Origin of the sequence: Mycoplasmopsis gallinacea (assembly GCF_012220205.1) — a bacterium.
Classification (GTDB): Bacteria; Bacillota_I; Bacilli_A; order Mycoplasmatales; family Metamycoplasmataceae; genus Mycoplasmopsis; species Mycoplasmopsis gallinacea_A.
In genome coordinates this window covers 1,008,501-1,028,022 of sequence record NZ_CP047225.1, presented here as the reverse complement: position 1 = coordinate 1,028,022, position 19,522 = coordinate 1,008,501, and the positions used below count along the sequence as shown (strand labels likewise).

Genomic DNA, 19,522 nt, shown 5'->3' with positions numbered 1-19,522 from the left:
ATTACATTCAAAAATTTGTTTTATTATAAGTTAATTAAAAATAAAAGTAGTTAGCAAAAACATCAAAAATATCTATATTTTTGTATAAATATTGCATTTTTTAGGTCTCTAAAAAAAAAAAAAAAAGTATTTTAGGCCTACCCAATAGGGTTATATGACTTTTTTCTGGTAGCATAATTTAATATAATTATTTTTGTATTTTTTATAAATAAAAATAAAAAATTCTTTTTTTATAAAAAGGGGAATTATGAAAAGAAGGAAAATAGCAAAGTTTACATTGGCAATGGGAACACCAATGACTTCATTAATAACCTTATTACCTTTATCAGGTAATACAATAGTAAATTCACCTAATCAACCTGATGGCGGGATGGATCAAGTGAATGATTTTATTTATGATGGAAAATATACTACAAGTTTGTTTTGAACTTCTAGATACAAGATTCATACAGATATTAAGGATGATTGATCAAAAAGTTTTAGAAATCAAAATCAATCAAGTGATTTAGATAATTTCATTCAGTTACACAATGCTTCAGGTGACAATTTTGATCCTGTTAATTTAACTGACTCTACAAAATTATTAAATGGTTGAGATATAAATTCCACAAGTACATCTTGATGATCAGATTCTGATGTTCAAAGTCCTAATACATCCAAAAAATATTTAGTAAGATTTAATGGTAATGTAGCTGCCAGAAAAGAAGGTTATCTTGTTGGAGCAATCTACTTATCAAAAGATATGGCTTTAACTGGTAAATTAAACATAAACCTTAGAAATAAGGATATTTTAAGTGAATTTTATGAACAAAAATCATTCACAATTAGTGAAACTGAAAACACAGATGGCACAAAAAACATTATTAATAGATTTAGAAGCATTAATACTAGCATAAGTAAACCTACAAATAATCCAAAAATTTGAAGTTTAGTTTATCATCCTGTTTATTCAGAAGCTCCAAGTATGAAAAGCGGTGTTAGGGACGATATTGAAATAAATAACGGATATAGGTTTCTTAATAGTCAATATGGAGATGATTCAAGTGATACTTTAGAAAGTAGAAAATCGACTATTGATAGGTTTAGAAGCAAAAATATTAGTAATTATTTAATTCATAGCAGACATGAAAATAAAAAAGAACTTTGATCTTCTTGAAATGATGACTGAGAACGTGGAAAAGAACCTTGAAAATGAAGCAAAGGTGCTTTTAACAAATACTTAGACAGACAACCTTATGACACTTGATATCTTAATACGGATTCTTTAAGAGATTTAAGAAATGTTAGTTCAGGAAAACCATATAATGTTTTAAATAAAAATGGTGGAGCCTTACTTCTTGTATATTCTAACCAATTAGACCCTTCAAAACAGTATGTTATGGATATTGAATTTGAAGTAAAACCTAATATTTTTGATGATGGTACAGTTCCAATAGACTTTAACTCTAGTGGTGAGTCATTTTTTGGTGTATCAAGCATGACCCCACAAAACAAAAAGGATGTTACTGGTAAAGATTATGATAATAGATATTATTGATCAAATGGTATTATTCGTCATAGTGATAGAACAGAAACAACAAATATTAAATTTATAACCAGAGAAGAATTAAGTTCAAATGTAGATGAAAGTGAAGAAATCCCTTCTTCTGCAAGTTTACAAATTTACAGAACAGGAAATTCTTCTACAAATAATATTTTAGAAGTAGATAGAAATTATCTAACAGTAAATAGAACATATTTACAAAATTCGACAAACAAAAAATCATTTAAAACAAGAAATAGTCTTATTTTAGAACCTAGCACAATTAAGACGAAAAAACGTTCTAGTTACAATGGTGAATTAAACAAGTGAACAAATGATTGACTATTTTTAAAAGCCACTTTAGGTACTGAAGAAGATCAAAAGAAATGAAAACCTATTTTAAATAATAATGGAAAATTTCAAGATAGCAATGAACTTAGATACAGAGATTATGTGGATCAAACTTTAACTTGAGATTACACTGATTATGAAAAACTTAGAAGACACATCGATTCGAAGGAATGACTTACAAAAGCTCAAAAAGATCATTATAAAACTGTGATTTTAGATCAAGCTGATAAAAATAATTATTATTCAATATCAAATTATGACAATCTCAAAGCCGAAATTGATAAACATGATAAAGCTCAAAAAGATGTGGAACAAGCTTATAATAAAATCGTTAATTACGTTATAAATAATAAAAGCAACTTCATATTTGCTTCTAATGATAAAAAACAACAAGTTATTAATGTTTTAAATATTTATTGAGAAGTTGGTGCTTTCAAAAGTTCATTTAACAACAATAATGATCGATTTTTAAAAAGAAATGAATACAGAACTTTTAAAAATTGAGATTTTTTAAATAATTCATTAAATGCAATTAATGGTTTTATAAACATATTAAAAATTCTTGAGAAACTAGATGGTAATTCTAGAATGGATGCATATAAAACTTCAATAGAAGAATATGATGTAATTAAAGATTCTCCATACAATAAACAAAGATTTACTAAGTTTTTAAATGAAATTAAAAATATCGCAGAAACAGAACTTGGCAAATTAATCCCTACTGTTTTTGGAACTAATGGGGCAGCTAACTTAGATGCTGTTAAAACACAATGAACAAACAAATGAATTAATGATACAAATTATTGAACCGAACTTAATGACTTAAAAAACTCAATTGACACAGCTGAATTAATTTATGATAAATCAAAAGTTATTAATGGTCAATTAAAAAGATTAAAAGATAATTTCACAGATGTAAATATTGATGCAGATCAATCTAAAAAATATTATTTATATGATTATTTACAAAAATTTAAAAATTTAAATGGCAATGATATAAGCTCTTTATGAAAAGGTTATTCTTTTAGAGAATCTTTCAATCAACATGAAAGTGATTGAAATGAATTATTTAAAGAGCTTATAGGAACATCTGGTGCAGATTCAAATAATATTTTTTCTGATGCTACAGATAAATATAAAAAAGATGATAATACTAAATACGTTCCTGAGAATTTGAAAAACATTTCTACAATCAAAACAAGTTATGAAACAAAATTAGCATCATTAGTAGAGTCATTAAATAAATCATTTGGTAACGGAGCTAAATTAGTAGAAGAATTTGAAAAATATTCATACTTAAGCAAAGACGAACTTAGAAAATATTGAATTAGTTCAAGCAACCAAAGAACTGATTATTTTGGTGATTTAAATGCCTTTTATGAAAATAGTCAAGCACATAATTTAAATAACTTTGTAGTTTCTCCTTCTGATTCATTAGTTATTCAAGAAGTTGATCAAGAAAAAGTTAATAAATTCTTAAAAAACATATCTGATCGCGTTTATAGTAAAGCTGCCGAAGCTGTTAAAAAGACAATTCAAGCTTTACAATACTTACCAATAGATAAAAAAACTTACTACAAAAATGAAATTGATAAATTAGTTACAAATAAAGCTAATGTTTTATACAAAAATGACACTGACTTTACAAGTATATTAAATGAAGCTAAATTAAAAGATGCAGAGCAAAAAAGAATTAATGATATTGCTACTGAATTAACAAAAGCAAATAAATTTGATTATGCTGGAAAAGATCAAGTTTTAGTTAATAATGCACAATTAAGTGGATTTAGCGCAGTTGATAAATCCCAATATAAAAATGTAAATATTATTAAGAAAATTGCTAATACTGATCCGATAATTACTGGTGGTAAAGCTAAAGTTAGCTATATTGTTCAATCAGCTACTTATAATGATTTATATAGCTATTCAAATGCAAGTAGTGTTCCTGCAACTAATAGCGAATCAATTGAATCAAGCTGATCTACATCTGATTGAATTACAGGGTTTAAACCAGATGTAGAAAGAGAAAAAGCTCGTTTAAATGCTTTAAACTTACAATTCAATAATTTACATAATAAAACACATCTTGCTAGTGAAATTAATAAATCTAATTTTGCTACCGAAATTCAAGTTGTTAATAATGCTCAAAATGTTCAATTTAACCCTACTACAGAAGAATTAGTTTCTCATGTGTTTGAACCAAATGATCGAGATGGTAGTTTAGTAGTAAAATACATAATTAAATCAAAACAATTACCAGAAGTTCAAATAGCACAAAGAAGTGCAACTGTTAATACAAATACTAACAAATTCAAAACCGAGCAAGATCGCCTTAATGCAATTTTTTCTTCTTTCACAGCAACTTTAAAAACAGCAATTAATAACAAAGCAAACCGCCTTCCAAGTGCTGTTGCAGAATCTGAAATAAATCAATTTAATGATTTAGCAAATGGTTCTAATGCAAAAGTTGTTTTTGTAAGAAAAATAGCAAATGATAATGATGGAACATTAAAAATTGAATACAAAATTCAATCAACCAGATCAACTTTAAACAATATTCAATCATCAACTTCTAAAAAATTAACAGAAACTGGATTTTTAACATTTCTTGAACAAAAAAGAGCCCAAGTTATCAAATACATTAGTGATAGTAAAATTTTAACCAACTCTGAAAAAACAACTTTAAAAGGTGAAGCAAATACTGCTAACTCAATTTCTGCTTTAGAAGCTATTCAAGAAAAAGCTAAAATTTGAGAATTATCAAATGGTGTTAAAACTAGATATACTTCATTAAACGGTAATCAAGTAAATGAAGTTGTTAAAAATATTCGTGCTAAATCAACACTTGCAGAAGCAAATGTTGTCTTTAATGATGCTCAACAATTAAATCAAGTAATGAGCAATTTACATGATAAAGTTATTGAACAATTAAAAGCTCTTATACCTAATAATTCATTAAGTAATGATCAAGATAAAACTGCAAAAACAGCAATCAATTACAAACTATCTGATTCAGATAAACAAAGTGCTTATGATCAATCTTTAAAAGCTACTCAAGATCTTTTAAATAAAGCAAGTGGTGAAAATAAAAACCAAACTGAAGTAAACACAATTTTAAGTACTTTAGAAAGTAGATACGCAGCATTAAATGGAACTGTAAATAAAAATGATTTACATTCAAAAATAGATCAATTAAATCATTTATCTACTACACAAAAACAAGAGCTTAAAAACCTAGTTGATGGATCAAGTTCAAAAGAAGATGCTCAAAAGATTTACGAAAAAGGTAAATTATTTAACGACAACATTGGTAAATTTAAAGAGAAAATTACTGAAGCAAATAATGCTAAAAAAACTGAAGCTTATACAGAAGATACATCTGCAAACCAAGGAACCTTTGATACAGCTTTAAATACTGCAAATTCAGAATTAACAGCTTTACAAAACCAAAGTTTAAGTAATTTAAATGCAACTCAAATTGAAACTAAAGCAAATGAAGCCGCAACAAAAAATACAACTTTAAATAATGCAATCGAAGCTTTAGATGGATGCAGAAACAAAGTTAAAAAATCATTAGATAACTGAGAATATTTAACTCCTGAACAAGTTAAATCATTACAAGATAAGGTGGATGGTTTAAGTAAAGAACCAACTGAAAAGGAAATTGAACCAATCTTAACAGAAGGTCTGGATTTAGCAAAAGCTACTGCTAAAACAAAAATTACCCAAACTATTTATCCAAATTTAAGTGCTTCAGAAATAAATGCTTATAAAGGTCTAATTGATTTAGGCACAATAACAAAAAAAGCAGGTGAAAAATACGACAAAAAACTTAAAGATTATGTCGATCAAGCTGATCAAGATAATACAACTAAACAAAATGCAATTGATTCAATTAACCTTCTTGATACATTAACACCAGGTCAAAAAAATATTTTTATTAATAGTATTAAAGAACAAGTTGTTGGTAATGCTGAACAAAATAAAACTGCTGCAACTGAATTAAATAATGCAATCAAAGCTCTTAAAGATGTTGTTTTAGAAAAAGCAAAAGATTTAGCAGATAATGATAAATTAACATACACAAATATGTTTAATGCTTCTAAAAATGATAAAAAATATAGACTTGCAGATACAGATAAACAAACTACATATAATGGTAAATTAACAGAAATTAAAACTTTAGTTGAAAAAAATAATGTTCAAAAATCTGAAATTGAAGCCTTAAAACAACCATTTTTAGATGCATTTACTGATTTAAATGGTGAACAGAACGAAATAGCATTACATAATGAAATTGAAGCTTTAACTAATTTAAGCACAGATCAAAGAAATAATCTTAAAAAATTAGTTTCTGATGCTAACTCATTAGCTGATGCAAAAGCTATTATCGCAAATGCAACAACTTTAAATGATGCAATTGCTACATTAGAAGCTAAAATCACAAAAGCAAAAGAAGTTAAAGGGCAACCTATTTATCAAAGTGAAGATAATAAAAAACCTTTTGATGATGCTCTTATCAAAGCTGAAACAGCATTATCAACTCTTAAATTAGATAATTTATCAAGTTCTAGTGCAAGCGATTTACAAACAAAAGCAAGTGGGTTAAATGCAAAAGAATCAGAACTTCAATCAGCTATTGATAATTTAGATGGTGTTAGAAAACAATTCAAAAAAGATCTTGCAGCAAAATGAAACTTATTAGAAGAAGGTGAAAAGAATACATTAATTTCTAAAGTTGATACTATTGCGAAAGATGAATTTAACGAGGCTAAAAAAGAAGAAATCGTTAAAGAAGGGTTTGATATTGCTAAAACAAAAGCAAAAAGTAGATTATCAGCCACTTCTTTACCTAACACTGAATTTCCAAATCTTAATGCAGATGAATTAAATGCAATTGCTACAAAAATTGATTCAGAAACTGATACTCCATTTAACATTAATGCAGATAAATATGATGATTCTGTTGTTAAAACCTTAAATGAAGCTACAACAATAAATAAACAAAAACAACAAGCAATTGATAAGATAAATGATAAAACTGATCAAACAGAATATCCTAATTTAACAGATAACCAAAGAGTTGAATTTGTTAAATTAATTAAATCTAAGCCACTTTCTGAAACACAAGGACTTCTTGCTGCTGCAAAACAACTTGATCAAGCAATTGCTGAAGCAAAAGATGCAGCTTTAGGAAAAGAAAAAGATTTAGCGCAAAATACTAATTTAACTTTTGAAAACATACCAAGTAATGCAAAAAGCAAACCGAAATATAAATTCGCAACTAACCAAAGCGAATATGATTCAAAATTAACTTCTTTATTAAGCGAAATTAAAAAATCAAATCCATTAGCTACAGGGGATTCTGTTAATACAACAAAAACTAGCTTCACAAGTTCTTACAATGCTCTTGATGGAGATACTGAGTTAAATAAACTTAAAACCAAAGTAGATGGATTAAATAATTTAACTACAACACAAAAAGCAGAAATCAAAACTTTATTAGATAATTCTGATAATTTAGAAGCTGCAAAACAAATTGTAACTAAAGCTGAAACTGTTCATAATTCTATTCAATCATTAAAAGATAAAATTTCTGCAGCAGAAGCTGAAAAAGGTAAAACAATTTACACAAGCGATACACAAACAAAACGTGAAGCTTTTGATGACGCTATTCAAGATGCAAAAGATGCAATTGAAAATTACAAATCAGAAACATTTGATAATGCTGCTAAATTAGATACATTAAATTCAACTGTCACAAATGATGTTTCTACATTAAATAAAGAAATTGAAAAATTAGATGGTGATAGACAAGCGTTGAGAGATGAAATTAATGCATATAGCAATGACTTACTTACAGATAAAACAAAATATTTAAACCAAATCGAAGGTTTAAATAGAGTAAACCTAGATACAACTCAATCAAAAACAATTATGGATAATGCATTTGATGATGCTAGAATAGCTGCAATAAACAAAGTTAATGGTTTAGATCTTTTAACAAGTGAAGAGAAAAAGACATTTACTGATGAAATAAACAAACCTGAAACTAAATCAGGAAGAAGCTCTACTAATCCAGATACAAAACTTAAAGAAGAAATTCAAAAAGCTGAAGCGGCAAGAAAACTTAAACAAGATGCTATTGCTGCAATTGAAGGAATGAATGATTTAACTCGTGCTCAAAAAGATAAATTTATTGAGAAAGTTAAATCAAGCAATAGTTCTGAAGCTGCAAACATTCAGGCTAATGCTCAAACTCTTAATGACAAGATTATTGCTGCAAAAGCAGAGATTGTCAAGGAAGTTCAAGCACTTACAAATTCAAGTTCATTAAATTACGATCAAGCAAAAGCAAAAACAAATAGCGACTTTATAGTAAGTAAATATAAATTCGAAGATGCTGCAACCAAATCAGATTACGATACAAAATTAGCTAACTTAAAAGCTTTAATTGAAAATACAGAAGTTGATACTTTGGCAACTCAAATCGAAGAAGCAAAAACAAACTTAAAACAAGCATATGATGCTCTTAATGGTGATGAAGAACTTAATAAATTAAAAGAAAAAATTGATGCATTAAATAATTTAAGCAATTCTGCTCCAAATAACCAAATTGAGCAACTTAAAAACAATATCAATACAGATAATACTTTAGAAGATGCTTCAAAAATTGTTACTGCTGCTGAAACTTTAAATACCAAAATTGGAGCTTTAAATCAAGAAATCGAAAAAGCAAATAACCTTAAAGCTAGCGATGATCTTTACCTTAAAGATACACCAGATAGTAAAAAAGCTTTTGATGATGCGATTGATGCTGCTCAAGATAAATTAAATGCACTTAAAGGTAATAATTTATCAAGTTCAACAGAAGATAATTTAAGTGGATTTTCTAATGAAGTCACAGATGCTGTATCTGCTCTAGATAAAGCTAAAGACAAATTAAACGGTTATAAAGAAGATCTTAAGGATGATTTAGGTCGTTGAGTTGTTTTACCAACTGAAGAAGTTACAAAACTTAAACAAGAAATTGATGGTTTATCAAGTAAACAACCTACAGAACAAGATCGTACAGAGCTTTTAAACAAATACTTTAATAAAGCTAAAGAAACAGCTGATGGTAAATTGACTAATACTAATTATTCAAATTTAAGTGAAAGTGAATTAAATACACTAAAAGGTGAAGTTGCTGTTGCTAGTGCAAATACAACAAAATATGCTAACCATGATGATAGTCTTGAAACTATCTTAAATAAAGCCCAAGAATGAAATAGTGCAAAACAAACAGCAATTGAAGAAATTAAGAAATTAACTCACTTAACTCAAGAGCAAAAAGATAAATTTGTTAAAAAAGTTCAAGAAAATAATCACTCCCAAGTAACAACTATTCAAACTGAAGCAGAAGCTCTTAACAGTGCAATTGAAGCTGCAAAAAATGAAATTGTTACTGAAATTCAAACCTTAACTGCTACAACTCCTTTAACTTATGATGGAGCTAAAGGTAAAACAAGTGATGATTTCACAGTAGCTAAATATAAATTTGAAGAGTCTTCAGTTAAAACGGGTTACGATTCAAAATTACAAGCTTTAAAAACATTGATCGAAAATACAAACATTGATAATTTAACAACTCAAATCAATGAAGCAAAAACAAGCTTAAAAGAAGCTTTTGAAGCACTTAATGGTAATGAAGAACTTAATAGCTTAAAAGAAGAATTAAATAATTTAACTAACTTAACAAGCAATCAAATTGATCAACTTAAAGCAAATCTTGATCAAGCTGACAGTTTAGAAAAAGCTAAAGAAATTGTTGAAGCGGGCAAAACATTAAATACTGAAATTGGTGCTTTAAATAACGAAATTGAAGCTGCTAAAAATCTTAAAGCAACTGATGATCTTTATACTAAAGATACCGAAACAAGCAAACAAGCTTACGATGATGCAATTGCTGCTGCTGAAAATAAATTAAATGAACTTAAAGGTAAAGATTTAACAAGTTCATCAAAAGAAGATTTAGAAGGTATAGCTAGAGAAGCAACAAATGCTACATTTACTTTAAAGGGAGCTCAAAATAACTTAAATGGTTATAAAGAAGATCTTAAGAACGATTTAAGTAATTGAGATGTTTTACCTGATAATGAAATAGAAGAGCTTAAAAAAGAAATCGATAAGTTACAAAACAAAAAACCTACAGAAGATGAACGTAAGAATCTTTTAGATAAATACTTTGAAAAAGCTCAAACAAAAGGTAAATCTAAATTAACTCAAAATCAATATCCAAACTTAACTGAAAATGAATTAAATGAGTTAAAAGGAAATGTTGATTCTGCTGCTATAAATGCAAATAAATACGAAAAACACGATAATAGTATTAAAGATATTTTAGATAAAGCTCAAGAATGAAATGATGCTAAAAATACAGCAATTACAGAAATTAATGATTTAGATAATTTAACCGATGATCAAAAACAAACTTTAGTTAATGAAGTTAAATCTAACTCACACGATCAAGCTAAAGCTATTAAAGATAAAGCTGTAGCAATTGATAGTTCAGTTAAGGCTTTAAAAGATGAAACATTGAGCCAGCTTCAACAATTAAGCAAAAATGATAACTTAACTGTTGAAAATATGTTTGGAGCAGAAAAAACTGCTAATAAATATAAATCAGCTGAATCAGAGCTTAAAACCAAATATGATGAAGCGCTAGATAAAGCTAAAGAATTATTAAGTGAAGCAAATGTAACTAAAGATGAAAATGAGAGCGCAAAAACAGCTTTAGAAGCAGCTTTTAACGCTCTTAATGGTGGCGATCAAATCGACGATCTTAAAAGCCAAGTTAACGGTTTAAATAACTTAACTTCAGATCAAAAAAATCAAATTAAAGATCTAATTGAAAATGCTGATGATTTAGAAACTGCTAAAGATATTCTTAAAAAATCTAAGCACTTGAATGTAAATCTTGGTAAGTTAAAAGACAAAATCACAGATGCTGAATCTAAGATAAATGATCCAATTTACTCAAACGATACTGCCGATAAAAAATCCGCTTTTGATAAAGCAATCGAAAGTGCTAAAAAAGATTTAGAGAATTATTCTAAAGTAGACTTTACTAATGCAACTGCTGAAACAATTTCAAGCACAGCAGATGATGTTGATACAAGTGTTCAAACTTTAGATAGTGCAATTAATGCACTTGATGGAAATAGACAAGCATTAAGAGATGAAATTAATGCTTACCAAGATGATTTATTAGTTGATAAAAACACTTATTTAGAAAAAATTAATAATTTAAATCAAAAAGATTTCCAACCAAGTGAAAGTGAATCGATCTTAAATGACGCATTTGATGCAGCTAAAGAAAAAGTGAAAGAAAAAATTGACGCTTTAAGTAATTTAACTGAATCTGAAAAAGAAACTTACAAGCAACAAATTACTTCAGCAGCAAAAGGTGCTTCAACTCAACCTGATAGTAATTTAAGCGCAATTATTACAAATGCTACAAATGATAATAAAACTAAACAAGATGCAATCGATAGAATTAAAGCGTTACCTAACTTAACTACAGGCCAAAAAGAAGAATTTGAAAAACAAATTAAAGCACAGCCAGTAGCTAATGTTACTGACATTGAAGCTAAAGCTAATTCTTTAAACACTGAAATTCCAGTAGCTAAACAATATGCTACTGATATGTCTAATAAGAAAAATGAGCTTAAATACAAATGAGCTGATAATCAAGAACAATTTGATAATAAACTTCAAGCATTAAATGATTTAATTAATTCAAATACAGTAACAGCAGAACAAATAGAAGCTGCTAAAGTTGAATTATCAAATGCATACAACACACTTAATGGCGAAAATAGATTAGATGAGTTAAAAACTAAAATTGGTGAATTTAACCACTTAAGTGATGATCAAAAAGGTAAACTTAAAGAAACACTCGAAACTATTGATACTTACGAAAATGGTGAAACGTTTGTAGAAGCTGCTAAATCACTAGATGATAAAGTAGGTGCATTAAAAGCAAAAATTCAAGATGCTAAAGACAAAAAAACAGATGCTATCTATTCAAAAGATACAACTGAAAAACAAATAGCATTTGATAATGCAATTACTAATTTTGAAACATATTTAGGAAATTATTTAGCAGAAGATTTAAGTAATTTAGATGCTACTCAGTTAGGTGCAAAAGAAACTCTAATTGATCAGAGCATTTCTGCATTAAATGATGAAATTGACAAACTTGATGGAAAAAGACAAGCATTAAGAGGTGAAATCAACGCATACAGTAATGATTTAATTTCAGAAGCTGACAAGAAACCATACATCGATAGAATCGATGCTTTAGATCAAAAAGATCCTGCTATTGAAGATGCTAATAAGATCTTAAGCGACGCTTTTGACGCTGCTAAAGAAAAATCTAAAACAGTAATTAATGATTTACCAAACTTAAATCAAGATGAAAAAGATAGTTTTACTCAGTCATTAGATCAAGCGCAAAAAGGTGATTCAGCTAGCCCTGATTATAATTTGAATCAAATTATTACTAAAGCTAAAGCAGATAATCAAACTAAACAAGATGAAATTGATGAAGTTAAAAAATTAAGTGATTTAACTGAAGGTCAAAAATCTCGTTTTGAGGCAGAAATTAAAGCTGCTGCAACAAATCAAGCTACAATAATTCAATCAAATGCAGAAACTCTAAATGATAAAATTGCTGAAACTAAAACATATTTAGCAACTAAAGATTCAAACAAAGATGAGCTTAAATACAAATGAGCTGACAACCAAGGTGAATTTGATAACAAACTTGAAGAACTTAAAAGCTTAATCAAAGCAGATGATGTTACTGTAGAGAAAATTGAAGCTGCTAAAAATGAATTAGATCAAGCTTACACAGACCTCGATGGTGAAACTAAATTAAATGCTTTAAAAGAGAGAATTGGTGCTTTAAATAAATTAGAAGAAGCTCAAAGAGAAAGTCTTAAGACTACTTTACCTACTCTTGATTCTTACGAAGCAGCAAAAGAATTTGTAACAAAAGCAGAACAATTAAATAATAAGATATCTGATTTAGATGCAAAAATCGTTGAAGCTGAAGCTAAAAAAGCAGATCATATTTACTCAAATGATACAAGTGCAAAACAAGAAGCATTTGACAATGTAATTGATCAAGCAAAAGCTGCAAGAGAAGCATTAAAACAAGAAGCTTTAAGTTCTGACAATGCTACTTCGCTTAGCGAAAAAACAACAAAAGTAAATGAAGAGATTACAAAATTAGATGAAGCTATTGCAAAACTTGATGGAAAACGTGAAGCAATTAGAACTGAAATTAATGCTTACACAGATCAACTTTTACCTCAAGATAGAAAACAAGAATACTTAAAAGAAGTTGAAGCTCTTGATAGAGAAAACACTGATCAAGCTAAATTAGAAAACATCTTAAATAGAACATTCCAAGAAGCGCAAAATAAAGCAAAAGAAATAATCAGCGGGTATAAACACACTGATGATAAAAGTGCTATTTCTTCAAAATACTTAAATAATGAAGATATTAGATTATTAGATGTTAAAGTTGATAATGCAGCAAAAGATACCACTTCTAACCCACTTTCTCCAGACAAAAAATTACTTGCTGTTTTAAAAGAAGCGCAAGATTCAAATAATGACAAACAGAAAGCTATTACAAAAATAGATGGCCTTCCACATTTAAATGATCTTCAAAAAGCTGATTTAAAAACAGAAGTTATTGATACTTTATCTTCAGGAACAACTGAAGTATCTAATAAAGCAGACGCGTTAAATAGTTCAATGTTAAATGCTAAAAACACTATTGTTACTAAACTTAAAGAATTAACAAATAATACTGCTCTTACAGTTAAAACTTTAAATGATGATGCTTATGATAAAGACAAAGTAGCTAATAAATACAAATTTGCCAACCAAGATCTTCGTACAGATTATGATGCAAAATTAGATGCTTTAAAAACTGCTCTTACTCAAAACAGTGATAAATCAACAATTGATACAAAAACAAAAGAGTTAAAAGAAGCATATGAAAAACTTGTAAAAAGCAGTGAAGAAAACAAAAAAGCATATGATAAAGCAATTAATAAGCTTGATAAGTTAGATCAAAATCAAAAAGATAAAATCAAAGATGCTATAAATAATGCTCCAAATAAAGAAGAAGCAGACAAAATTATTGAAGCTGCTAAAAAATTCAATCTTTCACTTGAACAGCTTGAAAAACAAATTGCTGCAACAAAAGCAAAACAAGCTCTTCCTATTTACGCAAACGATGCTCAAGATAGAAAAGAATCAGTTGAGAAGCAGTTAACTAATGCCGAAACTGTGCTTCAAAATCTAAAATCAAATCCATTAGATAGTTTAAACAAAGAATTATTAAATAGCCTATCTGGTCAAGCAGATACTGCTAAAGATTCATTAAAAACAGCTACAGATGCTCTTGATGGAATTAGAGAAGTCGCAAGAAACAATGTTAAAGACCACTTCCCTACATTAACAGAAGAACAAAAAGCTTTTTTAGTTGAGCAAATTAATAATTTACCTAAAGAAACTGATGATACAGCAATTGATCCGATTTACAATAACGGATTAGAATATGCTAAAACTAATGCTAAAGAAGAACTTAAAACTCTTGATCTATTAACTCAAGATGAAAGAAATACTTATGAAGCTAAAATTGATGAAGCTGCAATTGTCCTAAGTGATGCAGACTATGCAATCAATGTTAAAAATGCAATTGATGCAGCTAAAGAAGCTCAAAAAGCTAAATCAGATGCTATTAGTGCAGTTAATAAATTAGAACACCTAAATAAAGCTCAAAAAGATGCTTATGCAAATCAAATTACTAATGCTGAAGCTTCAGAAGCAAATACTAAATTAGAAGCTGCTAAAACATTAAATAACAAAATGGGAGAATACAAAAATCTTCCAAAAGTTAATGAAGAAGATATTGATTATAAAGAAGCGAGCGAAAATAAACAACAAGCTTATCAAAATGCTCTTACTACAAGAGACAAAGATTTTAGTGATGAAAATGGTTCAAACTTAATCCTTTCTGCTGTTGAAAAGAGAATTGAAGCATTTAACAAAGCTAAAAATGATTTAGATGGTGAAGAGAGACTTGCTAAAGCTAAAGAAGATGCTATTGCTAAAATTGAAGGAGAAAATCCTGAGCATACTCACTTAACAAATGAACAAAAAGAAGCTGCTAAAGCTGAAATTAATAAGCAAACATCACTTAGTGGAGTTAATGAAGCTGATGCAAATAATGGTAAAGTTGATAGCTTAATGGATACTCTTAATAAATACATTGCTAATGCACCTGAACTTAAGAAAGAAATTAACTATACAGGTTCAGAAGCAAACTTAAGAGAAAATTACGATAATGCAATTAAAGCTGGTGAAACATTCTTAAATGATCTTCCAAATCAAACTAATAAACTAGATGCTTCTGCTCTTGAAACTGTAAATAAAGCAATTAATGATGCAATTAAAGCACTTAATGGTGAAGAAAACATTACAAGAGTTAGAAATGAAGAAGAAGCTAAAGTTGACGCTTTAGAAAATCTTAATGATGCTCAAAAAGCATCTATTAAAGAAAAAATGGATAAAGCTACAACTCCGGAAGCTATTAGAAATGAAACGGCAGTTGCAAATAGTCTTGATACAAAAATGCGCGAACTTAAAGAGGTTATTAATAACACAAGCGATGTTAAAACTACTTCAAATTACAGAAATGAAGATCAAGCGCAACAAACTCGTTTTGATAATGCATATAATGATGCAAACAATTTAGCCACTAAAGAAATTGGAAGTGCAATTTTAGATGAAGAAGTGATTCAAGGTAAAATCAATGAATTAAACTCAGCTAAAAATGCGCTTAAAGGTGAAGAAAAATTAGCTAAAGCTAAATCAGATGCTATTAGCGAAATTGATAAATTAGAAAATCTTAACAAAGCTCAAAAAGATGCATTAAAAGACAAAGTAAATGATCCAGCTACTGACTTAATTGCTAATGTAAATCAAGTAGTTGCTGATGCTAAAACATTAGATGATGCAATGAAAGATTTAAAAGATACAGCTAAAGCAATTCAAGATGAACTTGATAAAGAAAATAATCTTAAATATAAAGCTGCTGGTGAACCTTCAAAAGGAAACTATGATAATGCACGTCAAGCAGTTGAAGATTTAGTTGCAAATGGTGAAAATCCAAATGGACTTAATGCTGATATTGCTGCTGTTAATAAAGCAAAAGAAGATTTAATTAATGCTGCAAATAAACTTGATGGAAATACTAACTTCAAAAATGATAAAGATATAGCAATTGAAAAAGTTAAAGCTACTGACCTTTCTCCTGAAGAAAAACAAGCTTTAATTGATCAAATTACGAACGTTAAAGACCCTGAAGATTCAAATGATCAAGAAGATATTCAGAGATTCCAAGACGAACTTAATAAAATAGTTGATAAAGCAGATCTTATTAAAGAAATTAAAGACAATAGCAACTTAACAGATAAGCAAAAAGAAGATCTAATTGAAGATGCTCTTAATGCTAACGTTGATAATAAAGCTAATCAAAATGAAGATAAAAATTCATATGCAACTACTCTTGAAAACATTAATAAGAAAAAAGATTTCTATGAAGAAATTAATGCTGATACAAATTTAACTCAAAAAGATAAAGATAAATTAACTGAAAATGTTTCAGTTCTTGATCCAAGGGATAAAAACTTTGATACCCTTTTTGATAATGAAAAAGCTAAAGAAGAACTAGTTAAAGAAATTAGAAATAAAGATAATTTAACTGATGATCAAAAAGACACTCTTGCCAAGGAAGCTCTTAATTTAGATAATAAAGACGAAAACTTAGATTCAGAAATTCAAAAAATTAAAGATAAAGCAAACTTGATTGATCAAATTCAAAGTGATGATGTTTTAACTGAAGAAGATAAGCAAAAATTAAGTGATGAAATTTTAAATGTTGCTAAAGATGATCCTAAATCAGAAGAGAAATTAGATAACATTAAAGATAAAATCGACTTAATTAAAGAAATTCGTCAAAATGATAATCTTGATCTAGAAACTAAAGATGAATTAGCTAACCAAGTTCACGAAACTAAAAATGATTCAGAAAAAATTGATAATGAGCTTGAAAACATCAAAGCTAAAGAGGATGCAATTGAGAAAATCAAAAACGATCCTGAACTTACTGATAAACAAAAAGAAAATCTTATTAATGAGATTTTAAACTTAGATAATAAGCAAACTCCAGAAGGGCTTCAAAAGCAACTTGAAAATGTTGATAAAAAAGCTGATTTATACAAAGAAATCAATAATTCAGATCTTGAAGAATACCAAAAAGATCATCTTCTTGAAGAGCTTAATCCAGTTGATAGCAACGATCCAAATGCAGATACAATTTTTGATAACATCAGAGATAAAATGAAAGAGTTTGAGAAAATTGACAAAAACGAAAATCTTACTTACAAAGATAAAGAAAAACTTATTGATCAGTTAATCAATACTCCAAGCAATGATCCTAAATTTGATGATAAGCTTGAAGATATTGATTCTAAATTAGGATTAATTGAAGAAATTCGCAAGGATGATAAACTTGATGAAAAAATTAAAGATCAGTTAATTAACCAAGTTGTTGATGTTGAAAATGGAACTGACAAAACAGATAGCGAGCTTGGAAATATCAAAGATAAAAAAGATGCTATTGATAATATTGTTGATAGAAATATTACTGATGATCAAAAAGAAAAGCTAATTGAAGAACTTGTAAATCTTGATAATAAACAAAGCAATGATAAGCTTGATAAGCAAATTGAGAACGTTAATAAAAAAGCTGATTTATACGAAGCAATTAACAATTCAGATCTTTCTGAAGAAGAAAAAGCTAAGTTAATCAAAATGGTTGATGATGTTGATTCTTCTAGTGAAAATGCTGCTAAAGTGCTTGATAATATTAAACACACCTTAGATCAATTAATTAAGATTCATAATGATGAAAACTTAAGTGAGCAAGATAAAGTTAAGTTAGTTAAAGAATCATTGGAAAATAATCCAAATAATTCTAAATATGAAAAAGTTGCTAATAACATTGATAAAAAAGAGCAAGCTATTAATAACATTAGAAATAACCCTAACTTAACAAATGAACAAAAAGAAAGATTAATTAAGGAAATTCATAATCTTGATTCTAAAGATACAAGTTTTGATTCTAAATTAGATACAATCAACAAAAAAGCTGATTTAATTACAAAAATCCAAAGAAGTGAAACTCTTACTGAAGATGATAAAGCTAAATTAATCGATCAAGCTATTAATGTAGCCGCAAATGATCCAAAAGCTAGTGAAAAACTTGAACATATTGATGCTAAAGCTAACTTAATTGAGCAAATTAGAAATAACGCAGTTATTTCAGAAGATCTTAAAGATAGCCTTGTAAAACAAACTCAAGATGTGCAAAACGATTCACCTACTTTTGATGAACAGCTTACCGCAATTAAAGACAAGCTTAATGAAGTTCTAAAACTTACAAATGAAGCTAATAATGATATTATTAGCAAGGATATTTCTAAAACATTAATTGATGAAACAATTAATCTTGCAAATGATAATCAAGTTAGAACAAATATTAGCAAAATCGAAAACAAAAACGATTTAATTAAACAAATTAATCAAGATGAAATTCTTAATGATAAAGCTAAAGAAATCTTAATCAACTTAGTAATTGACAACAAAGTAAATAACCCAAGTTTTGAAATTAAACAAAACGAAATTATTGCTAAAATTGTTGATGCTAGAGAATTAATTGAATCAGTTAATGACTTAGAAAAATTAACTAAGACAGATAAGTGAAATAAATTCGCTAAAGAACAAAAAGATGCTATTAATAATGCTATAAGCAATTCAAATAACATCTTAGATAATCTTGATAAACACACAAATAATGATATTAAAGAACAAACTGAAATTAATAGACTTTTACTTAATACAGAAGTAAATAGTAAACTTTGATGATTATTAATTCTTGCTGCTGGTACAATCGCCACAATGGGACTTATATTCATTATTCTTGTTCTTAAGAGAAGAAAAGTGCAAGATGAAGATTAATGCTATATTCTCTAATTAAAAGAGAAATGCTAGTTATTTAACTTATAAATTAGAAAAATCACGCGTTAAAAATTTTCGCGTGATTTTTTATATATTTTTATTAAAAATACTCATATACCTAAAGTGTGTGAGTATAAATTTGTTTCAACTTAGAAACTCGGCTTTACATTGCAAATTACATTCAAAAGTTTGGTTTGTGATAGCCTTAATGAAAAATAAAAGTAGTTAGCAAAAATATCAAAATACCTATATTTTTGTAAAAATATTGCACTTTTTCAGGTCCCTAAAAAAAAAAAAAAAAACATTTTAGGCCTGCCTAATAGGGTCATATGCTTTTTTTGTGGTACCATAATTCAATATAATTATTCTGTAAAATGCTTTTATTTTAAAAATAAAAATAAAAAGTTATTTTTTACAAAAAAGGGAAAATTATAAAAAAAGAAAATAGCGAAGTTTACATTAGCAACGGGAATGCTAATGACTTCATTAATAGCCTTATTG

At 27.9% G+C, this 19,522-nt stretch carries 1 protein-coding gene; it reads left to right on the top strand.

The features are described from left to right. Positions 1 to 247 precede the first annotated feature (247 nt). Positions 248 to 19,021, top strand: coding sequence for a GA module-containing protein (locus tag GOQ20_RS03880; RefSeq protein ID WP_167845489.1), 18,774 nt, complete (start codon positions 248 to 250; stop codon positions 19,019 to 19,021). Positions 19,022 to 19,522 lie beyond the last annotated feature (501 nt).